The sequence below is a fragment of the Burkholderia sp. 10_S31 genome (assembly GCF_056930375.1).
Window position 1 is genome coordinate 1,109,548 of sequence record NZ_JBXOWK010000003.1, and the last position, 22,148, is coordinate 1,131,695.

Annotated in this window: 16 protein-coding genes; 9 read left to right on the top strand and 7 right to left on the bottom strand. The window is 59.3% G+C overall.

Going from position 1 to position 22,148, the window contains the following annotated elements:
- Window position 1: 1 nt before the first annotated feature.
- Window positions 2-1,552, bottom strand: a complete 1,551-nt coding sequence (gene istA, locus AC1Z3W_RS25240) for an IS21 family transposase (protein ID WP_483508672.1) — start codon at window positions 1,550-1,552, stop codon at window positions 2-4.
- 48 nt (window positions 1,553-1,600) lie between these two features.
- On the opposite strand from istA (AC1Z3W_RS25240), the gene AC1Z3W_RS25245 reads away from it, so the two are divergent.
- The 8 genes from AC1Z3W_RS25245 to AC1Z3W_RS25280 all read left to right on the top strand — a co-directional run bounded on the left by AC1Z3W_RS25245 (window position 1,601) and on the right by AC1Z3W_RS25280 (window position 15,404).
- Complete coding sequence (locus tag AC1Z3W_RS25245) at window positions 1,601-1,738, top strand: hypothetical protein (RefSeq protein ID WP_483508673.1); 138 nt, start codon at window positions 1,601-1,603, stop codon at window positions 1,736-1,738.
- Window positions 1,739-2,157: 419 nt separating this feature from the next.
- On the top strand, window positions 2,158-3,639 hold the full coding sequence (locus tag AC1Z3W_RS25250; RefSeq protein WP_483508674.1) for an APC family permease: 1,482 nt from the start codon (window positions 2,158-2,160) through the stop codon (window positions 3,637-3,639).
- Window positions 3,640-4,245: 606 nt separating this feature from the next.
- Window positions 4,246-6,270 carry a methyl-accepting chemotaxis protein gene (locus AC1Z3W_RS25255; protein WP_483508676.1) on the top strand — a complete coding sequence of 675 codons (2,025 nt, stop codon included), beginning with the start codon at window positions 4,246-4,248 and terminating at the stop codon, window positions 6,268-6,270.
- Window positions 6,271-6,709: 439 nt separating this feature from the next.
- The gene (locus tag AC1Z3W_RS25260) at window positions 6,710-8,092 is read left to right on the top strand and encodes a DUF1329 domain-containing protein (RefSeq protein ID WP_483508677.1); all 1,383 of its coding nucleotides are present in this window, start codon (window positions 6,710-6,712) and stop codon (window positions 8,090-8,092) included.
- Window positions 8,093-8,328: 236 nt separating this feature from the next.
- A complete protein-coding gene (locus AC1Z3W_RS25265) occupies window positions 8,329-10,149 on the top strand; it encodes a DUF1302 domain-containing protein (RefSeq protein ID WP_483508678.1) in 1,821 nt (606 codons plus the stop codon).
- 58 nt (window positions 10,150-10,207) lie between these two features.
- Window positions 10,208-12,568: an efflux RND transporter permease subunit gene (locus AC1Z3W_RS25270; protein ID WP_483508679.1), complete on the top strand. Its 2,361-nt coding sequence runs from the start codon at window positions 10,208-10,210 to the stop codon at window positions 12,566-12,568.
- 13 nt (window positions 12,569-12,581) lie between these two features.
- Window positions 12,582-13,580, top strand: a complete 999-nt coding sequence (locus tag AC1Z3W_RS25275) for a WD40/YVTN/BNR-like repeat-containing protein (protein WP_483508680.1) — start codon at window positions 12,582-12,584, stop codon at window positions 13,578-13,580.
- A gap of 132 nt (window positions 13,581-13,712) precedes the next feature.
- Window positions 13,713-15,404 (top strand): carboxylesterase/lipase family protein, encoded by a 1,692-nt coding sequence (locus tag AC1Z3W_RS25280; protein ID WP_483508682.1) that lies wholly within the window; start codon window positions 13,713-13,715, stop codon window positions 15,402-15,404.
- 156 nt (window positions 15,405-15,560) lie between these two features.
- On the opposite strand, the gene dctP is transcribed toward AC1Z3W_RS25280, so the two are convergent.
- The 6 genes from dctP to AC1Z3W_RS25310 form a co-directional block, all read right to left on the bottom strand.
- A complete protein-coding gene (gene dctP / locus AC1Z3W_RS25285; protein WP_483509593.1) occupies window positions 15,561-16,055 on the bottom strand; it encodes a TRAP transporter substrate-binding protein DctP in 495 nt (164 codons plus the stop codon).
- A 42-nt stretch (window positions 16,056-16,097) separates the two neighbouring features.
- Entirely contained in the window at window positions 16,098-16,886 is a 789-nt protein-coding gene (gene istB, locus AC1Z3W_RS25290; RefSeq protein ID WP_483508683.1) for an IS21-like element helper ATPase IstB, read from the bottom strand.
- Between the two features lie 4 nt (window positions 16,887-16,890).
- Window positions 16,891-18,402, bottom strand: a complete 1,512-nt coding sequence (istA, locus tag AC1Z3W_RS25295) for an IS21 family transposase (protein ID WP_483509595.1) — start codon at window positions 18,400-18,402, stop codon at window positions 16,891-16,893.
- 151 nt (window positions 18,403-18,553) lie between these two features.
- Complete coding sequence (locus tag AC1Z3W_RS25300; RefSeq protein WP_483508684.1) at window positions 18,554-19,210, bottom strand: TRAP transporter substrate-binding protein; 657 nt, start codon at window positions 19,208-19,210, stop codon at window positions 18,554-18,556.
- Window positions 19,211-19,351: 141 nt separating this feature from the next.
- Window positions 19,352-20,203, bottom strand: a complete 852-nt coding sequence (locus tag AC1Z3W_RS25305) for a hypothetical protein (RefSeq protein WP_483508685.1) — start codon at window positions 20,201-20,203, stop codon at window positions 19,352-19,354.
- A gap of 64 nt (window positions 20,204-20,267) precedes the next feature.
- Entirely contained in the window at window positions 20,268-21,071 is an 804-nt protein-coding gene (locus AC1Z3W_RS25310) for an SDR family NAD(P)-dependent oxidoreductase (protein WP_483508686.1), read from the bottom strand.
- 193 nt (window positions 21,072-21,264) lie between these two features.
- Here AC1Z3W_RS25310 and AC1Z3W_RS25315 point away from each other — a divergent pair, with 193 nt between their 5' ends.
- Window positions 21,265-22,122 (top strand): IclR family transcriptional regulator, encoded by an 858-nt coding sequence (locus tag AC1Z3W_RS25315; RefSeq protein WP_483508687.1) that lies wholly within the window; start codon window positions 21,265-21,267, stop codon window positions 22,120-22,122.
- The last annotated feature ends 26 nt before the right edge of the window (window positions 22,123-22,148 follow it).

Here is a 22,148-nt window from a genome sequence, read left to right on the forward strand (position 1 = left end):
GTCAGTGGTAATAGTCGGGCCCGCGCACGTTCTCGTGATCGGGCGAATGCCATTCGGTGAGCGGAATCGGGAGCATCGGCTGTCGGTCCAGGCCAGATTCGAGGATTGACAGCACGGAGCGACGGGTCGGTGAGCCGATCACGAGCGCCCGCTGGCAGGCGGCTTCCAGTCGTTCCTTGCCGTACTTGCGCGAGAGCGACAGCAGTCCGAGGCACGCGCGGTATCCCATCTCGGGGTGCGGCCGGTTCGTCAGCAGGTGTTTGACGATCGCCTCGGCACCGGGACCGATAGAGGCGCCCCAGTTCAGCAATCTCCCAGGCGTCCATTCCATGTGGGAGCGGTGCGCCGCCGGCATGTGCTCGGGCAACGTCGTATGCTTGTTCCGGAGTCGACTGCGGGCGTGGGCGGCAACGCGCTTGCCGCGGTGCAGGATCTCGACGCCGTGGCGTGTGACGCGCGCGTAAACCTCCTGACGTACGAGGCTGTGCGGGACGCTGTAATAGTGGTGATCGACTTCGACGTGGTAGTCGATGTTGACGCGGCACTTCACGAAGGTCGCGATCTCGTAGCGGCGTGCCGGCAGCGGGCGTAGCGCTGGCCGGTCGAGACGCTCGAACCATTCGTGGCGGTTGCCCTCGAGCTTTTTGAACGGACGCCGGTTCAGGTCGGCAATCAGCTTGCCGATCGCCTTGTTCAGCTCGGCCAGACTGTAGAAGCGGTGGTTGCGCAGCCGTGCGAGGATCCAGCACTCGACGATCTGTACGCCGACCTCGACCTTCGCCTTGTCCTGCGGCTTGCGCGGCCGCGCCGGCAACATGGCGGTCGCGTAGTGGTTCACAAAGTCCTGCGTGGTGTTCCCCAGCACCGGTTCGTACCGGTCGGCCTTGGCGATCAATGCCTTGGGATTGTCGGGCACCAGCAGTTCGGGAACGCCGCCGTAGAATTCCAACGCGTCGATCAGGCTGCCGATCCAGTCGGGCATGGCCTCGGAACGCGTCGCACATGCATAGGTGTAGTTCGAGGCGCCGAGGACGGCCACGAACACGTGGGCCTTGAACGCGATGCCGCCGTCGCGGCCGAGAATCGGCACGGTTTGACCGGCGAAGTCGGCGAACAGCTTCTCGCCGGCACGGTGTTGCTGGCGCATCGAGCGCTTCAGTGCCGCGGCCCAGTCCTTGTACCGCTGGCAGAACTGCGTATAGCGGTAGGTGCGCTGGTCGGCATGGGCTTCGACGTACTCCTCCCAGAGCAACTGCAGCGTCACGCCCTTGCGGCGCAGGTCGCGGTGCATCGCCGCGTAATCCGGTTCGACCCGCCGGGTCGGGGCCGCTGTTTCTTCCGGCAGATCCAACCTGATCTCGAGCTCGTCATCGGCAAGCGGTTCGACGGCAGTCCAGTCGAGCCCCGCCGCGCTGGCGCGTGCAGCGTATGCCGAGATGGCACCGACGCTGATGCCGATCGCGCGGCTGATCTGGCGGTGCGATAGGCCGCACGCCCACTTCAACCGCAATACTTCCTTCAGTTTGCGCATGCTCATCCGATGTGCCGGCATCAACCTGTCCCCTAAAAAGAGACAAGGCTAACGCCCGTCGTTGATCACATGCGCAACACCACCGCCGTGCCGGAGCGGCCATCCCGCTTCGGTCGCGTGATCAGCTGTTTCGGTTCGCTGATCACTCATTCCGGGAACGTGATCACCCGTTTCGGCAAGATGATCGCTCGTTTCGGAAACCGGTGATCAGCGATCACCTTCGACCGAAACGGCCGATCACCATCATTCGGAACCACCGATCACGTTCAACCGAAATCGCTGATCACGTTCGCCGAAATACGCACGTAAGGCAAGCGTAAAGGCACGAGGACGGCTCGGAGGCATCAGGCGGCGACATAGGGGAAACTCCTATGTCGCCGCTAAGCTTTGATGGGCCTGGCTCTCGCAGCCGCGTAGCGGTAGCCGGGCACAAAGTCCTTGTTTCAAAATACTCGGCGCACTAAAGTTTCGACATACCAGTCGTTCTTCTAATTTGACTGATTAGTATAGGCGGCTGCGTGAGGCGACCCGGGCCACATAAACTTGGCGCAATGAACGGAAGCATACTGCCTCGCAGTGAGTTGCCCGAGCTTCCCGCCACGAACCATCGAGGAGTTGGTGGAAGTATGGAAACGTTGAGTAACAGTGCGAATGGGATGGCGGCGAGTTCCGAAGGTGAAGGCATGACGGATGGCGCGCGGCCCGTTACGCTATCAGGGCATCTGGGAACGTTCGACATTGTGTTTACGGTGCTCGCTTATAACGCGCCGCTTACGGTCGTCACCGGCTTTATTGGGCTGATGTTGTCGATGGGGAATGGCTTGGGCGCGCCCGCGACGTTTTTGATCGCCGGCAGCCTCATGTTGTTGTTTTCGATCGGCTTTACAACCATGTCGAAGCACGTGCGCAACGCTGGGGCGTTCTACGCGTATATCACCGCAGGACTGGGCCGTCCTATCGGATTCGGCGCCGCGTTGATGGCCATGCTGGCATATGGCTTCATGATGGTCGGCATTTATCTGTATGCCGGGGTGGCCTACACCTCATTGTTCAAGCATCTTTTCAATAGCTCCCCGCTCGTCTGGTGGGGGTACTCGCTGATTTTGCTCGCCATCGTCGCCGTCTTCGGCTACCTGCGCATCACCTTCTCCGCAAAAGTGCTCACGCTCGCACTGATTTGTGAAGTCGTGCTCGTATTCGTGTGGGAGATAGCGGTTGCCTTGATTAAGGGGCCGCACGGAATCTCGCCGGTTTGGCTGACGCCAAGTGCGGTCACATCCGGCTCCCTTGGGCTCGGTCTGCTTTTTGCCGTGACCAGTTTCGCCGGTTTCGAGGCGACGGCCGTTTTTCGCGAAGAGGCTCGAAACCCAGAGGTAACCGTTCCCCGCGCGACCTACGCTGCGGTGATCGTTTTGGCGGTGTTGTTTGCCTCGGCGTCTTATTTCCTGATCTGCAGCTACGGGCCCGCCGCTGCAATCGCCAAGGCGAGCGCGGACCCATCGACCGTAGCACTCGACAGTATCGGCATGTATTTGGGCAAGGCGGGTCTCGAGGCTGTCAACGTGCTCTTGTGCTCCAGCATATTCGCTTGTCTGCTGGCGTTGCACAATATCCTGTCGCGATACATCTATTGCCTCGGCATTGACGGTACGGCCCCGCGCGCATGCGCAGCGGTGCATAAGCGCCACGGATCGCCGTACCGCGCGTCGATGATGGTGAGTGTCCTCATGCTCGCAACCATGGGGTTCGAGATCAAGCGCGGTGTCGAGCCGTACGCCGAGTACGGCGCGCTCACTGGCGTCGGGGGCTATGCGCTCCTTATGCTCTTGATTCTGACTTCGCTTTCCGTATTGATGTTTTTCGTGCGCAAGCCAAGCGGTGCAAGCGTTCTCAAAACCAAGATAGCGCCGTTCATCAGCTTCGTTTTGTTGTCTGTGGTCGGCTATCTTGCAACGGTCAATATGGATGTGCTGACGGGCAACGTGAAGACCGCCGAGACGTTGCTGGCATTCATCTTCGGTACGCTAATCATAGGGTCCCTGTACGCGCGACGCTTAAAGACGACGAAGCCGGAGGTGTACGCCGCGATCGGCCGCCAAAAGATATGAGGCCAGCGAGCGGCCTGCCGTGCCTGAAACGCACATAACTTTGCGGCTCGCCCACCTCCTTTCGAGGTAGTCGGATTTCAGAAGCGCTGAGCAATGCTTGACTGCTGTCCGATGTGCTTTATGGATGTATTTGACGCCTGATGACAATGATGGACGCCGAACGGAAATCCTACGTTCACTGGTCGACAAAAGGCTCACGCCTACAGCCGCGAGGCCTGCGCGGCTAACGGGATTCGGGCGTACCGCACAGGGACGGCGTTTCGTGCGCCTGGAGGAACTGCAGTTGGCCAATCCGCTGACGATATTTTTCTTCTATCACAGAGACGGCGGGTGCGGGGTGTTTCCACCGGAAAGGAACCCGCGTGCGATGACCGCGGCGGGCCAGTCGCGGCCCGACGCGGGCAATAGCCGGCCTCGTCATGCGTCGATTGGCGACGTGCGTGTCTGTCAGTAGCCGGCATCGATCGTGAGTACGCCGAGAGCCCAAGAAAACGAGCGTGGGTTTTGGTGCCACTCACCGCAGCTTCAGGTCGGTGCCCACACCAAAATATAAAGGTAGCACTCGCCATACGTCGTTGGCACTACAAAAAAGCGGAACGCTAAAAGGTGAGCAATATCGTGACATCGGGGAAGGATGGGATTTGGGCGCATCTTGGTGCGACGACATTCGTCAGTCCGTCGTCGTGGAGCCTGCGGACCCGATTATTGGCGGTCACGGTTCTTACCGTCTTGATGGGTTTTGTGATCAGCATATCGTTGTTGACGTGGCAGTCGACGGAGGCCCAAAAGGCTTCGGCGTTTATGTACACCGAGCAGTTGGCCGACACGATTGCGGCAAGTATCGAAGCGCAGTTGAACGCCGCAAGCAGCACGGCCCATCAACTCGCGGAGTTTCTCGCTGCCGATCGCGCGCAAGGCGGCGCCAACCGCCAATTGGCGGTCGACTTCATGCGGCGCATCGCGGAAGCAAATCCCGATTATCTGGCGGTGTGGACGATTTGGGAGCCCAATGCCTTCGACGGCCGCGATAGTGAGTTTGTGAGAAAGACGGCAGCCGATGACAAGGCCGGCCGCTTCGTTCCGACCTGGGGCAGATACACGGGAAAACTTGCGCTCGAGCCCGCGCTCAACTATGACCTCGACACAGCGGACGGTGAGTACTACCGGCTGCCTCAGCGCGCGGGGCACGATATCGTCATGGAACCGAGCACGTACAGTACCGGGGGAATCGATGTCCTGCTGTCGTTCATCGAGGTACCAATGTTCGAGAACGGAAAGTTTCTCGGCGTGACGGGTGTCGATATCTGCTTCCCGAAGCTGCAGGCGGAACTTGAGCGGATCCGCCCCTTCGGTACTGGATTTATTAGCTTGGTGTCGCAAGCAGGGAAGGAGATCGCCGACGGACGAGGAGCGGCCAAGCCCTCGGTGAGCGAGAGTTTCGACCTCCAACAACGTGCGGCCGCTCGTGCAGGGAGGCGGCTCGTGACCGAAACCACGTTTGACGGCGAGAAGGTGCTGAGAATGATGATTCCGGTTCCAGTCGGTAAGACAGGCACTTCCTGGTCGCTTGTCGTCACGGTCCCTGAGCGGGCGGTGTTAGCGGGCGTGGTGAAGCAACGTATGTGGGCGGCGGCAATGTGCGTATTGAGCATACTGGCTGTATCGATGTTGTTGGCACTTAGCATCGATCGCTCGGTCCTGCGCCCGATGGGCGGGGAGCCCGAGACAGCTCAAAGTATTGCGTCGCGCGTTTCGGCAGGCGACCTGACGGGACAAGTCTCCTTGGCGCAAGGGGATACATCGAGCGTGATGGCGGTGATGGCAACCATGCAGCAGAGCTTGCGTCGCATCGTGTCGACGGTCCGCCACAACGCGGAAAGCATCGCTGTTTCATCTACGCAGATTGCCGAGAGCAACGAGGATCTAAGCGGTCGGACGTCTCAGCAGGCGGCTGCGATAGAGGAGGCCAGCGCGTCGATGGAGGAGTTTGCAGCAACGATTCAGGAAAACTCGTCGAACGCATTCGAAGCGAATGCGCTAGCGTCCGATGCCGCCATTGCCGCGGCGAAAGGGGGCGATGCAGTGGGACAAGTGGTGACGACCATGCGCCGCATTCGCGAGAGTTCGAAGGAGATCACCGACATCGTCGGATTGATCGAATCGATCGCCTTCCAGACGAACATCTTGGCGCTTAACGCAGCGGTAGAGGCCGCGCGCGCGGGAGCGAACGGCCGAGGGTTCGCCGTCGTCGCCTCAGAGGTACGAAATTTGGCGCAGCGGTCTGCGTCGGCGTCCAAAGAGATTAGAGAGCTCGTTGCAACCAATCAAGATCTGGTGACGCGCGGGACCGGTCTTGCCGACGAGGCGGGCACGACGATGAACGATATCGTGGAGAAAATTCAGCGGGCCGCTTCGATCGTTGGCGAGATCTCGGTTGCGAGTATGGAGCAAGAGAAAGCGGTTACCCAGCTCGACGCAGTCGTGCGAGGAATCGACGACAACACGCAGCGCAATGCCGCGCTGGTCGAACAGAGCGCGGCCGCTACGCAAGGTCTCCGGCATCAAGCGCAAGAGCTCGTCAAACTGGTGTCGATGTTCAAGATACCGGCGCACGCCGACCCAAGATCGTGACGGTCCTCTTGTCCGCGCCGCGAGCCAAACACATTAGGGGAAGCACTGGCAGCGCGCAATGCCTTGCCCAGAGCGGATCGCGTTCGATGTTGGTGATATGCGGGCAAAAAAAGCTTGTACCAAGAAATTCGTTGTAATAGATTTTTGGTAACGGGGTACTGGGTGTGGTTGCCGAGATCACCCGTCGCGGTGGAATGTTGTAGAGGTGGCATTACCCGGTGCGAATGGGCGTCGCGATCAGTGTGAGAGCCGACCGGTAAGAACAGCCAAACAACTTTGAGCTGTTTTTTTTGGGCGGTTTACGTACCAACTAGTCAGTTAAAAACCATACGGGTCAGGATTGTCGGGCGCATTTGTGCAAGTGATGACCGATGTTCATGGCGCGTCCATCGCGGTAGCCATCTGACGATAGGTCTGAGTTCATAAAGAGGAGAGTAGGATGAAGATGAAAAAATCGGTGTTTGCGCTGGCGGCGCTCACGCTCTTTGCAGCCAACCCATGGCCGGTTACGGCGGCTGACGCTTCAAAACTCGGGCAGGAGCTGACCGTCACGGGCGCTGAGAAGGCAGGAAGCAAGGATGGTCAGATCCCAGCCTTTGAGGGACAGTCCACACCAGTCGGGAATTGGACTTACGGCAAGAATCGCCAGGACTATTGGAAATACAAGGACGAGAAACCGCTGTTCGTTATCGACTCGTCGAACGTCGATAAATACGCTGACAAATTGACGGCCGGTCAGATCGAGCTACTCAAGAAAGTCCCGGGTTATACGATGCCGGTCTATCCGACACATCGTGACTGTGGTGTACCGGACAACGTGGCAGAAAACACGAAGGAAGGAGTGACAAAGTCTGCAATCGCGAGCGATGGGTGGTCTCTGAAAAGCGCCGTGTTGCCTGGCGTACCTTTCCCCGAGCCGCAAAACGGCATCCAGGCCATGTGGAACTTCTTGACGCATTACCAAGGTGCTGGAACCGTCTACCCGGACATCTTCACGTATCTTTCCCCGCGGGCCGGCTCCGACCAGTCAATCGAATTTCATTCGGAAGCGGTTGGCTACTTCCCATGGGGAGATAAGGGCAAGCACAGCCCGAATGACAACGGCGGGTTCCAGTATGGAGCGTACTACGTCTACAGCACGCCGGCAGCTCTTGCGGGGCAGGGAACGATTCAACGCTATTACTTCGGCAAGGACACGGACACGTTCTATTACTTCACGGGTCAGCGGCGGGTGCGACGCCTTCCGGCGTACTCGTACGATGCTCCGATGATGGGGTATGAAAACGAGTACACGATCGATTCGCCGGGCATCTTCGGCGGTAACCCCGACCGGTTTGACTGGAAGCTGGTAGGCAAAAAGGAAATCTACATTCCCTACAACGTCTTCGCCATGCAGAACGTGCGGGCCAAGTTTTCTGACGTAGCGAAGCCGCATTTCGTCAGTCCGGCGTTCCGGCGTTATGAACTCCACCGGGTCTGGGAAGTTGTCGGGACCGTCAAGAGCGGTATGCGACATTCTACGCCGAAGAAGGTGATTTACCTCGACGAGGATAGCTGGATTGCCGCCGTAGGCGACGACTACGATGCCCAAGGCAAGGTCTGGAAAGCCAAGGAGAACGCCATTACGCCGCAGTGGGATCTCGGGGCGTGCAACCTGAACGGCTTTGTTCAAAACGACTTGGTCAACGGTAGATACGTCATCGACATGACGGTTGTCGGCACCGGCAAGGACTTCAAGAATATCCGAGATGCAAAAGACGATCGACGTCTGACAGACGGATTCTTTACTGGAGAGAACTTGCAGGCTGTCAGCGCACAATGAATCGATAATTGCTGAGGCTTCCAGGGAGGCGCGCAATCCACGCTTTCCTGGGCCGAGCTTCTTAGCGACCGCAAATATCTGGCCATAGAACGATGAAACGAGCTATGAATGCGGTCGAAATGTATGGGCAGAAGGTGAAAATGCTCTTGTGTTAAACGAATCAGTTCGGAAGGGTGCTCAGCGAGAAGGCAGCACCTCGGCATCGAGGAAATCGTAATAGACCACAGGCAGGGGAGATGAACGTGAAGAGAAAAGTATTAACATTAGTTATCCCAACTGTATTCACCGTTTTGTCAAGCGGGCAGGCGGCTGCCTATTCGTTCAGCACCGGATTCGGGGACTTGACAGGCCAGTGGAATACCAATGTCACAGGCGGGATTTCGGTGAGAACCAAAAACCCTAGCTGTTCGTTGACAGGAGACCCAAATGCCGCCAATTGCGGCGGTGGCGCGAATACTGCCCTGTGGTCGAATGGTGACGACGGCGATCTCAACTATCGTAAGTATCAGCCCACCAGTGCCTACCTAAGTCTAACGTCCGAACTGCTTCTGACGATGCCATCGGAGGGATACAAGTTCATGATCCGCGGCACCGGAATGTATGATTTCGCCGCCGCGCATACACAGCGAACCGATCTATCTCCGGGCGCGTATAACCAACTCGTCCGGAACGTGCAACTGCTCGATCTCTGGGCACAAAAAGACTTCCAAATTGGAGATCAGCGGGCGCATGTGCGTGTTGGCAATCAGGTCATCAATTGGGGTGAAAGCTATTTTGCATCCGGTGGTATCAACGCAACCAATGGCCTAGATGTCCAGAAGTTACTTGTTCCCGGTACGCAGCTAAAGCAGGCGCTGTTGCCCGCGCCAATGGTCAGCTTCGCAAGCAGTCTTCCCGGGGGATTCTCGACGGAAGCCTATTATCAGTGGCAGTGGGTCGGGAATCGGTATCCGCCCGTTGGTGGTTTCTGGTCGGCTTCTGACGTGTTCGGGCGTGGGGCGCAGCCAGCGTCCATTAGCGGTAACAACTTCAATGTGGGCGGCATTGACGGTGCGACCATCGCAGGCGGAAACCATATTAGCAATGGCACACTGGGTGCGACCAATGCAAACCTTGTCAATGGTGCATATACGAATCTTCCGACTAACCCAATCGGGGTTCCTTTCAGCAACAATCTGCCGAGCAGTACGCCACAGTATGGCGTGAAGATCGGATATCGACCGAGCTTCATCGATGCGACGTTCGCGTTCTATTACGAGAACTATACGGACAAAACACCGGTTCTCTCCACTTTGGCAAACGGCACGGAGCAATTCTCATATTTGCGGAATCGTCAGCTCTTCGGGCTAAGTACGAATTTCTCGCTGGGAGACTGGGCGATCGGTAGCGAGCTTTCCTATCGTCCGCGTGATGCTGTAGCACTCACGGGATGCTACGGGGTCGGTGGTCCAGCCGATGCCAATACAAACGGTGTCGCTGGAACATGCAATTCGTACTCCGACATGAAGAAATTCCAGTTTGATATCAACGGCCAATTGAACCTCACGAAGTCGTCGTACCCGTTCCTCCGGTATCTGGGCGCGGACATGGCCGTCTTTACCGCCGAATTCACTGCAATCGACTATCCGGGCCTCAGTTCGGATTCGAAATTTTACCGCACGGTGAACGGCGTCCCTGCATACCAGCTTCCGGCTGCCGGGTACGGCACGTGGCTGACCAATTCGAATCTGGGGTACCCAATCGTGACCGGAAAGGGTACGGCGCTTTCGACGGGGATAACGCTCGATTTCAACTGGACATATGACGGTACCTTAATTCATGGATGGCAGGTCACTCCGGGCGTCACATTCTCTGCTGCGTTAACGGGAAATACGCCGAGTATGTCAGCAAACTACGAGCAAGGGGCAAAGTCCGTTAACTTGTACGTATTATTTAACCAAAATCCGACGATTTGGCAAGCTGGGCTTAACTATACGATGTTTTTTGGCGGGAATTCGATCAGTCAACCTTACGCAGACCGAAATTTTGTGGGGCTGTTTGTCACGCGGAACTGGTAAGGTCTGAAAGGATGTTACGGGCCTTCGATTGTGAAAGGCCCGTCTTAGGAGAACGTACGTGTTAGGTCGACGCATCAAACGAATTGAAGACTGGCTGTTTCGGCGCCGTGGATTAGTCTTGGGGGCATTCCTGCTCTTTACGGCAGTTATGGCGTTTTTTGCTGCTCAGCTAAGAATGGACGCCGGCTTCGAAAAGCAGATACCCGTGGGACACGAGTACGTAAGCACCCTAAATAAATACCGCGCGAATCTTTTTTCCGCGAATCGTCTTACCGTTGTGTTGCGCGTACGTAACGGCACGATTTGGACGAAAGAGGGACTCTCGCAGTTGGCTGCGCTGACGCAAGCTGTGGTTTACCTGCCCAGCGTTGACCGGCTGGGTGTGCAGTCGCTGTGGACGCCGAATAGCTTTGTCAATGAAATTACGGAGGAGGGGTTTCGGTCCCAACCGTTGATACCTGGAACGGTCACTCCCGAAGGTTTGACGCCGCAGATCATATCGCAGGTCCACCGCTCAACGGTCGAGGGCGGATTCGTTGGTTCGCTGGTCTCACGTGATGGCAAGGCGGCGATGATTACTGCGGAGCTCAGTGAGATTGGTGCTGACGGGAAGAAGCTGGACTACATCGCTTTCAATCACCTTCTCGAACGCAGCATCCGTAAGCCGTTCGAGAACTCGAATTACGAGGTTCAAATCATCGGCTTCGCCAAGCAAATCGGCGACATCGCCGATGGCGCGAAGTCGGTGCTGGTTTTTTGCGCGATCGCCTTGCTGCTGACGGGTCTTGCCGTCTACTGGTATTGCCATTCGATTCGCTTCACTATTTTGCCGATTGCCTGTTCGCTGAGCTCGCTGGTGTGGCAATTTGGCTCGTTGAGGCTATTGGGATTCGGGCTTGATCCATTGGGCGTACTGGTCCCATTCCTGGTCTTCGCAATTGGCGTGTCGCACGGCGTTCAGCAGATCAACTACATCACCCGCGAACTCGCGCATGGAAGGACGTCCATGCAGGCTGCGCGAACAAGCTTCAGCGGTCTGCTTATCCCCGGCACGTTGGCGCTGGTCACGGCGTTCGTTTCTTTCGTCACGCTGCTGCTGATCCCGATTCCGATGATCCGTGAATTGGCCATCACGGCGGCGCTGGGCGTCGGCTACAAAATCTTGACCAACCTTGTGATGTTGCCGCTGGCGGCCTCGTATTTCGACTTCGATCAGAGCTATGCCGACTCGATGATGAAGCGGCGCGAGCAGCGCTCGAATTGGTTGAGAGTCCTTTCCCGCGTCGCGGAGCCGCGCAACGCAATCTGCACTCTGCTGATCCTCGCGGGGGTGTTCTCCGCTTCTGTTTGGGAAAGCCGTGATCGTGTCGTCGGGACGCTTCAGCCCGGTGCTCCCGAGTTGCGGCCCGATTCTCGGTTCAACCGCGATGCGGTCTCCATCGCCAACAACTTCGACATGGGTCTCGATTGGCTTTCTGTCGTCGTCGAGGCGCCGGAGAATTCATGTGAAACCCCAGGCGTCGGCATGTTCGACGATAAGCTGACTTACGCGCTGCAAACCGTGCCCGGTATCGTTTCGATCGCGTCATATCCCGGCATGGTTCGGTCGTATAGCCAAGGGTACAACGAGGGCAATCCGAAGATGAGCGTGATTCCGATCGATGCGGGAAACTATGCCAGTCTCAGTTCGGAAATCGGGCGGGTGCGGGGATACCTCAACCAGGATTGCAGCATGACCGCAATCCATCTCTATCTCTCCGATCACAAGGCCGCAACGATCAATCGTGTGATCGACGCAGTGAAGCAATTCCGTGACACACATGCGACGCCGGGAGTGCGGATTCGCTTAGCCGCGGGCAACGCGGGCGTACTGGCTGCGATTGACGACGAAGTTGCCAAAAGTGAGCTGCCGATGATGCTCTATGTGTACGCCGCGATTATCCTTCTCGTCTTCTTCGTGTATCGGGACTTGCGGGCGGTGGTGGCGTGCTGCCTGCCTCTCACCGTCGGTACGTTTATCGGATATTGGTTCATGAAGGAGTTTCAGATTGGCCTCACGGTGGCGACGCTGCCGGTGATGGTGCTGGCGGTGGGGATTGGCGTCGATTACGCGTTTTACATCTACAACCGTCTTCAGTCACACCTGTCCGAGGGAGAAAACATCGTCGATGCGCTCGAGCACGCGATCCTCGAAGTGGGGATGGCGACGATCTTTACCGCCATCACGCTCGCGATCGGTGTGGCCACGTGGAGTTTCTCAAGCCTCAAATTCCAGGCGGATATGGGCAAGCTATTGGCGTTCATGTTCATTGTTAACCTCATTATGGCGATGACTGCGCTGCCAGCTTTGGCCGTGGTCCTCGAACGGATTTTTCCGCGTCGCAAGCCGGTCCGTGCCCCTAGTGTCGTCGGCCACTGACAGGAGGCGAGAAATGATTAGTAAATTGAAAATTAAGACTGTCGCCGTAGGCTTTTTCGCTCTCATGGCCAGCGGCTTCGCTTTGGCCGCCCAGCACGACTTGCCACCCATTAAAGGCAAGGCGGAAATTCAAATCCATGCTGCCGAGCCTAGCCGCTCGCTTCAGACCACGCAGATGCTCGGCTCAGCTCGGACATCATCGGGGCGCATCGTTGCCGTCGGCGACCACGGCGTTATCGTACTGTCCGATGACAACGGAGCGTCGTTTCGACAGGCCCGAGCGGTGCCAGTCGACACGACACTCACGGCCGTGTCGTTCGTCGATCGCGACAATGGCTGGGCGGTCGGCCACGGAGGGGTGATCATTCACACCTCCGATGGCGGCGAGCAGTGGGCGCTCCAGCGAAAGGATCTCTCGGTTGACCAACCTCTTTTCAGCGTCTATTTTAAGGACCGTCAAAACGGGTGGGCTGTGGGCTTGTGGTCGTTGATGCTCCAAACGAAGGACGGCGGCTTGAGTTGGGAAGTGATCAAAGCTCCGGTCCCGCCCGGCGCCAAGAAGGCCGATCGCAATTTTTTCTCCGTTTTCGGAGACGACAAGGACCGGGTCTACGTGTCCTGCGAGCAGGGGCTCATTCTCCGATCCACCGACGGTGGTGCAACGTGGTCGTATGTCCAGACAGGCTATGAGGGCTCACTGTGGGCTGGCCTAGTTCTGCCGGACGGCGCCGTCCTCGTTGGAGGACTGCGGGGAAATATTTATCGAAGCGATGACGGCGCGACGACCTGGACCCATTCGACGGTCGATTTCAAAAGTTCCGTCACCGATTTTTCCGCAGGGCCTAACGGCACTGTCTTCGCCTCCGCGTTGGATGGCGTTGTGCTGGAGAGCCATGACGATGGCAAAACCTTTCACGGCACTCAGCGAACGGCGCGCGAGCCGCTTACCGCGGTGAGCGTCGCGAACGGCGGAAAACCGGTGCTTTTCTCGCAGGCAGGCATTCTCAAATGACGTGGCGCTCCGCTCCGTGCTGACGACCAGGCGGGGCGGAGGCCCGAGTGTCGCAGGCCGCTTCCAATGCGATGGCTGAATCGTTTTCTCATCAAAGTGAGCGGCGCAAAAACATAGAAAAAGGACAACGCAATGACAGACCAGCATCGGAAGAATGCCGAGGATGATCGCCGGAGCGGCGCCCTTACCCGCCGCGAGTTTTTGCAGGTGGGTGGCGCGATCGCGGCAGCCGGTGTCGCGATGGCAGTACCCGGGTTGAGCGTCGCGGCAACCCACACGGAGTTCCGTACTGTTACGACCACGAACGGGAAGATTCGGGGCCGAGTGAGCCGCGGTGTCGCCGAGTTCAAAGGCGTCCACTATGGCGCCTCGACCGCCGGGGCTAACCGATTCCTGCCGCCCCAACCTGTCGTTCCGTGGACGGGTGTGCGCGACGCATTGGTGCTGGGTAACAAGTGCCCGCAAGTCAACCTGGACTATCCGGCATGGCTCGATAGCAGCCCATCGAGCGAGGACTGCCTGGCGCTTAACGTGTTCGCCCCCGAAGGGGCAAACGCGCAATCGCGCCTGCCGGTGATGGTGTGGCTTCATGGTGGGGCTTACATTTTCGGGGCCGCATCGTCGCCCCTCTATAAATGCGAGAACCTCGCTCGATTGGGGAACGTGGTGACCGTGGGGATTAACCACCGGCTCAACGTCTTCGGCTACACGTTCCTTGGCGATTACGCCGGCCATGAGTTTGCGACATCGGGAAACGCCGGCCACCTCGATATCGTTGCTGCGCTGAAATGGGTCCAGCAAAACATCGCCGCGTTCGGGGGAGATCCGGACAACGTAACGCTCTTTGGCGAATCGGGCGGCGGCGGCAAGATCACCGCGTTGCTGGGCATGCCGGCCGCCAAAGGGTTGTTTCATAAAGCGATCATTCAGAGCGGGTCGCTGCTCCGCCAGAAGGATCCGAACGAGGCAACGGAAGTCACCGACAAGATGTATTCTGCGCTAGCCATACGTCGTGGCGACGTGCGAGCGCTGCAACGTCTGAGCACTAACGCGCTGCTCGATTGGTACAAGCAGCTGCTGACAAATGCGGAGCTCCCCGGCGGACTGTTGACCCACGGACCAGTTGCGGATGGAATCGTTATCCCGCCCCACCTGTGGGACGGTCATGCGCCGGAATTGTCGAAGGACATACCCATCGTCGTGGGAACGAACACTCACGAATCAGTCTTATTCATTGATCAGGAACTGTTTAAGCCAATCCCTGATGACGGTGTACTGGCCAAGAGAATCGCGAAGTTTCCGGTGCTAGGGAAGGCGGACGAGCAGCAGGTACGTCCCCTCATTTCTCTCTACCGCCAAAAGATGCCTGGCCTTAACGACCGGGAATTACTGGTAAGGATTTCGACGGATATCGGCTTCTGGAAGCGCGCGGTGCTGCAAGCGGAGATGCTCGCACGTGCGGGCGGCGCGCCCGTCTACATGTACGAATGCACATGGGAAACGCCCTGTTACGGCGGGAAATGGGCGCCACATGCCATTGACGTTCCATTCGTATTTGGCGTGCAGCACTATCCCACGGCCTGGGACGGGACGGACACCGATGCGGTCAGATCCGCGGCGGATCCCGAGAATCATTGGAGCGTGGTGAGCAAGCAGATGATCGGTGCGTGGACTGCCTTTGCTCGCACAGGAACTCCTTCAACTCAAGGGCTTGAGTGGTCACCTTACGACCTGACCCGGCGCGCGACCATGATGTTCGGCGAACGGACCGGTACAGTCGACGATCCGCGGTCGAGTGTCCGCGAAGCGGTGCTCGCCATTTGACAGGGTGATGGCCTATGGGAAAGTGAAAGAGGCGCCGGTTCTGCCGCCTGCATAGGCAAGGCGCAGGGGCCTGAGTGCCCCGGGAGCGGCCGCGCATATCCGGTCGCTCCGCTCATGAACGTTGCGTTCGAGGACTGCTGTCAGGCTATCGAGCTTTCATGCTAGTTTGCCGGCGTAGCTCTCCAAGACATTCCAGGCAGGAGCGCTAAGCTTTTCCCTCCACGCACGATAGAACCCTGCCTTCGCGAGCCGCGCGCGAAATGGCGCGGGGTCTGGGTTGGTGAATTTGAGGCCGAGCGTGGTCAGGTCTTGCTGCAGCGTCTTATTGGACAGCACGACATCGTCCCGCTGCTGCACGGCCGCAGCGTTGATATGAGTGGCAATCACGTTGCGCAGGTTTTCCGGCAGCCGCTCCCATGCGGCCTTATTCGCCAAAAACCAAAAGCCGCTCCACATGTGATTGGTCAGTGCGCAGTACGATTGCACCTCGTAGAGCTTGGCTGCTTTGACCAATACCAATGCATTGAGCTGGCCGTCGACCAGGCCGGTTTGAAGCGCCGTATACAGCTCGTTAAAACTCAAGCTCGTCGGAGAGGTGCCGAGGGCCGTGTCAGGGGGCGGCGTAATGGAGCCGGGGATGGTCGCCGTAATGGCGCCAGTAGAACGGTGGTTAAAGCGCGGGTTCGAACGGTTTCAAGGTTGCGGTTTTTTGCCGCTTTTGGCAACTGTATTTTGGGGTGGATCAGGCATAGGTTTCGGTGCGCGCCTGCTGTCGCCTTCAAGCACGAGCCGGTAGGCGCCGTGGCGTAACCGGTCTAGGGTTGCCGTGCCAAGGATGCGGTTGTCGGGGAACGCTGCGCCCCATTCGTCGAAGTGCAGATTCGATGTGAGGATCGTCGCCGCGCGCTCGTAACGGGCATCCACGAGGTCATGGAAGTCCTCGTCCTGCGGAGTATGTAAGGGTTTGAGCGCGAAGTCGTCGACGATCAGCAACGGCACCTTGGCAAACTGCTGGAACCGGCGTTCGTAAGTGCCAGTCGCCCGAGCGGCGTTCAGCCGCTTGAACAGCTCCGTCTGCGAGATGAACAGCACATCCCGTCCCTGGCGAGCTGCGCAGTGGCCCAGCGCCTGCGCCAGATGGCTCTTGCCCGTACCCGTTTGCCCGGCGATCAGGATCGAGACCTTCTCGTCGAGGTAGCGGCCGGTCGCGAGATCGTAGACGTAGGCACGATTCAGTGCCGGCAGCAGGTCGAAGTCGAACGACTCGAGCGTCTTGCCGATGGCGAAGCCGGCACGCGAGAGGCGGATGGCGAGCTTGCGGTTCTCACGACGGGCAACCTCGTCGTGCAGCAGCATCGCGAGGAACTCGGTGTAGGCGAGCTGCCCGTCGATGGCTTCGCGGTTGCGCTGTTCGAGCGAGTCGAGGATGCCGGACAGGCGAAGCTGCTTGAGGATGGAATTCAGTTCGGGGCTCGGATTCATGGATTCAGTGGATCAGCAGGGATTGAAGGTCACGGCCGAAGCGGCCGCCGTCCTGGTAGGTGCCGCCCGGCGTCGCGGCAGGACGCGTTGTGGCTTGGCCGTCCAGACCCTTGTCGAGGATCCCCTTGACGGTGCGGTACTTCGGGCTGCTGAAGGCGAGCGCGCGTTCGCAGGCTGCTTCGAGCCTGACGTCACCGACCTTCTCGCGCAGCCGGATGAGGCCCTGCGCGCCACGCAGGTTCACGAGCACCGTGTCGTTGAACAGTGCGAGGATCACGCCGTGGCACGACGGCCCGATCTCCTTCGCACGGGCCAGGCACCACTGCGGATCATGTTCGAGCCAGGCTTGGGCCTCGGGCGGTTGGTGGTCCCGTACCGTATGGCGACCGCCGGCTCGTTGCCGCGGATGGGTCGCGACGAGCTGGTGCTGGTGGTACAACTGGATGACCGTGTCGGTAGCCTTCAGCCAGAGGGCCTTGCTGACCAGTGCGTACGGCACCGAGTACAACGCGTTACGATAGACGACGTGACCATCGCGGTGGACGCTGACTTCCTTCCAGACGGAGATCACTGGCGGCACGTCTGGCAACGCCGCGAGCAGTGGCTTCTCGATCGCGAAGCGCGCGAGCGGCTGCTCGTGGGTCGTGCCGTGCGTACGCGTGCCGGCTTCCTGCATAACCCATTCGCGAAGCTGCCGGTTGGCGTCGGCCAGATCCCGGAACTCGCGCAGCGGCACGAAGGACTTCTTGACGTATTTGACGCCCGACTCGACGACCCCCTTCTTCTGGGGATCGCGGGGCGGGCAGGCGTCGATCTTGAAGCCGTAGGCCTCGGCAAGCGCGGCGTAGGAGCGTTGCACGGCCGGATCGTACCGGCAGGCGCGGATGATCGCGCACTTCGCGTTATCGATAATGACTCGCCCGGGGCGACCCCCGAACCATTCGAAGGCGCGCCGGTGGCAGGCCAGCCATGTCTCGACGGTCTGGTCCAGCACGATCTCGGCGTACTGGTGGCGCGACCAGCACAGCGTCATAACGAAGATCCATGTGCGCACATCGATGCCCTCGACGCTCAGCACGGGACCGGCGCCGAAGTCGACCTGCACCGCGTCGCCCAGCGCGAACTCGAGGATCGTCGTGGCGGTCACGCCGCGCTCGGCGGCAAGGTGACGCACCATGCGCTTCACGGCGCTGTAGCTGCCGGTGTAGCCGTGGTCGCGTCGAAGCGCGGCGTGGATCGTAGTGCCCTGAACGTCGGCGGCAAGCCAGCCGCGAATCTGCTCGCGAAACGGCTCCACCGTCGACACGCAGGTACTCGGCAGATGCGGCGTGCGGCCAAAGACCCCTGCAATCACCGTATCGTCCGGCAATGGTTGCGTGGGATCAAGCCAACCTCGCGCTTGGGCTTCGCGGCGCACGCTGGTGAGCTTCTTGCGCCCCATCAATCCGCCGCGCGCGATGTCGCGGTCGGAGTCGCCTTGCCGCATACGGACAAGGACTTGGCGATACTCAAACAATTCGAACCTCCGATTGGCCATGGACGCTCCGTTCAAAAAGAACGGAGCGTACCGACTTGGAAAGTTCGAACCGCGCCTTTACTCCAGTGCTACTGGCGCCTATGCGCCGACCCTGCAGTGGCTCCTTTACGCCGACCCGGAGCCGGCGCCATTACGCCGACCCAGGGCTGGCGCCTATACGCCGCCCCTCAGGTGGCGCCTTTACGCCGACCCCGGAATGGCTCCATATCGCCGACCCGTGACAGGCCGTACACATCTGGACCTGCAGCGCGCTGGGGCCCGTGCGAATCTTCAAGCCGGGCATATCGTCGGGCGCATGGATCGGCTTCGATCGCGTGGTGATCTGGTGAAAGCCGTTATCCCATTGCCGTTCCATCGCGATCAAATTGAACTTCGCGATTTCCGATCGAACGGTCTGACCGAGCTTGCCGTCGACTGCTCGCCAGACGGCCGGATAGTCGGGAAAGGCATAGGGGATGCCGTCTATGCTCGCAATCGGCACAAGGGAGGCGAGCAGAAGGCCGCCCATTAAGAAGAACTCCACACCACCGGCGCGAACCTGGCTCAATACGTCCGGGTCGGTGCCGAGCGCGGAATTGGCGAAGATCTTTATGTCGACACGCCCCGCGGTCTCCTCGCGAATTTTGTCCGCGGCTTGTTTGGCGCGGATATTGACGGGGTGATTGAGAGGAAGGTTGTTCGCGAACTTGTAAGTGAATTCGGCGGCGTTCGCGAAACGCGGCAGAAGGATGCTCGATGCCACGGTCCCGGCGGCGCCTGCAATCCATGCACGACGAGTGAGTGCCATTGGATGTCTCCTTTGTAATTGGAATCCCCACGAAAGCGGGGTAATCGCGCTAATTTCGTTTGCACCTCGTGCGCGGACAAGGCGGCGCTACCTGCCTTCTTCCGCGCTTTACTTGCCCCAAATCTCCGATCACCATTGAGTTCACGCTTCGCTTGCGCGTACCGGCGCGCTCGCAGTTTTCGATGCAAACGTGTCTTGAAGGAGCGATACGTATTCCCTGGCCGTCATTCCCACGCGAGCACCGTAGCGCGCGGCGGTTTCGTTGACGAAGGACAGGATTCCCTCGGTGAAGACCGACATTCCGTTGCCGATCCGGGCGGTATGGACGGATACCGCCGCGCCCGGTTTGCCATGCAGATCGAGCTTCTTGATTCTGCTTACCGCGATGTCATCTTTGCCGAAGCCAGCGTCGCAGAAAAGCGCGCCCAGTGCGTCGCCTGCTAGCAGGATGCGGTCATCCATCGGCAAAATCGCGCCGTGAGAGCCCGCGACCGTGACCGAATTCGCGTCTCGTGGCAGCAGCAAGGCCAGCGAATCGATCACGACCACTTCTGCTCGTCCTGCCGCATCCGCGATGACGGTGCGACTTTCCTCTTTTGCTGGAACCGGATAGGTGAATGCGGGCGCGGCCAGCATCAAGCCGGCGCATTCGCGGGTAGCCTGAGAGGCCCTGCAACCGAGCGCCCGCGCCGTTTCGTTCACATGGGAAATCACGCCGTTCTCGAAACTGTCCTTGCCGTCGCCGATATGCGCGGAGAGGTGCGAGGTCGTAGCAGCGGGGACCCCTAGCGCATCGAAGTAAGAAAGGGCATGAATTCCCTCGGCGTCTTTGCCGACTCCCGCGTCGTTGAATATCGCGGCCCGGACTTGAGCACGGGCGGCGCAGTAAGCAGCGTAGCCTCCTCCGTGTGATCCGGCCACGATGACTGCGCCGGCGTGGCGTTCGTCTAGCTTGGTCACCGTGTCGACCCAGGTGATGGCGTCAGATGTCATGTGTGTCTCCGTCGAATGATTTATGCATGCCGGCACGTGCAAGCCGAGGGCTAGCCTGCGGGCCTCAAGCGATTGCAGGCGAGGGTTCGAAACTACCCGCCGCGTACATGCCGCCGTCGACACAGAGCGTGTGTCCTGTCACATAGGCGGAGCGGCGCTCGTCCAATAAAAACGCCACCCCCTGTGCGATTTCCTCAGGGGTGGCATAGCGGCCTTGCGGCACTGATCTGAGCAGTCGCTCGCGCTCCGAGCCGCGGTGCATGCCCGCAGCCATCGAGGTCAGCGTGGGGCCGGGGGCGAGGGTGTTGACGCGAATACGCTCGGGCGTAAGTTCGACTGCCATGATCTTGCTAAGCATTTCGACCGCTGCCTTGGAGGCGCCGTAGGCGGATCGGCCAGCGTTGGCCCGGAGGCCGGAGACCGACGTGATGTTGACGATCGAGCCGCCTTTCCCGTGCCTCGCCATCCGCTGGGCAGCCGCTTGGCAAAGCGAAAACGTCGCCATCAGGTTGACGTCGAATACGGAGCGCAACGAACTGAGAGATAACTCGAGGAACAGTGTGTTATCCCCTTTGGCGGCACAGCACACCAACCCGCGCAGGGGGACATCGTCGGCCAATTCGGAGACGATCCGCTCGATTTCGTTGGTATGTGTAATGTCGACGGCGTCGACGGAGAGACCGGCGGCATTGCCGTGTTCCAGACGCAGTTTCTCGAGGGCTAGCGCATCGCGATCGATCGCCACGACTTGCCAACCTTCGAGCAGCAAGCATGTGGCGGTTGCACGGCCGATGCCCGAGGCAGCTCCGGTCACGATGACGCGCCCGGGGCTGAACGGCTCTCCGTTGAGTGTTTCAGTGTCTCGCATATTTTGTTTTCCTATCGAGCCGCCTGTGTGCCGAACGATGACTTGGCCAATAAGTGTGCCGGGTGGCCATCGGCTATCTGCCCGATGGTTGCTCAATGGTTCACATATCGGACCAAATGTGATGGTGTGATTTCAGTATATGCGGCATATCTTTGACAAAAAATGAACGAGCCATTATAAAATGGACCGAAATATGGACCGATTGACTGGAGAGGCGATGCGAGGAGCGATAGCGAACGACGTCGTGACAGACGGAGCGCAAACACTGCGCAGAGGCTTGCGGATTTTGAAGGTGCTGGCCAGATCCCAAGCGGATGGGTTGGGTGTCAGCGAGATCGCGCGGCGGATGGATTTGACGAAGACGACCGCGGTCAGGCTCACGCGTACGTTGCTCGACGAGAGGTTCGTGGTCCAAGATCCGACGACGAGACGGTATCGGCTCGGGCCGGAAGCCTACGCGGTGGGCCTCGCAGCCGAGCCGAGCTACGCCATTCAACGTGTCGCGGCACCGGTGCTCCGATCACTGGCGTTGGAGACCGGTGACTGGATTTTCTTCACGGTGCGGCACGGCCTCGAGGCCATATGCATTTCCCGCGCGAGCGCGAACAAGCAGTATCCGCAAAGCGCCTTGCGCGTGGGCGATCGACATCCCCTTGGCCTCGGCGCCGGCGGTTTGGCGATTCTCGCGGCGATGCCCGATGAGGAAGTCGAATCGATCATCCGGGCCAATGCTGACCGGTATGGCGCTGTGTACACCCATATGTCGGCGGACATCGTACACAAGCAGGTCACGGAGACGAGGGCGCGCGGCTACGCGTTCATCCCGGGCACATTGGCGCCGGGGTTTTGGGGCATTGCCGTGCCCTTGCTGCAGGAGGACGGCAATCCGATTGCGGCCATGGTGCTGGTATCCACGCCGGCGCGACTGAGCGACGCCCGTCGCGCGGCGCTGGGCGACCGGCTGCAGAAACTCGGGAAGGAAGTGATGAACAATGCGTGCGTCTCGGGCGACGATTCGACGGATGAATCTCTCTTTCATCAGGCCGATTGAAGCGACTCACAGAAGGTCGCTAGTCG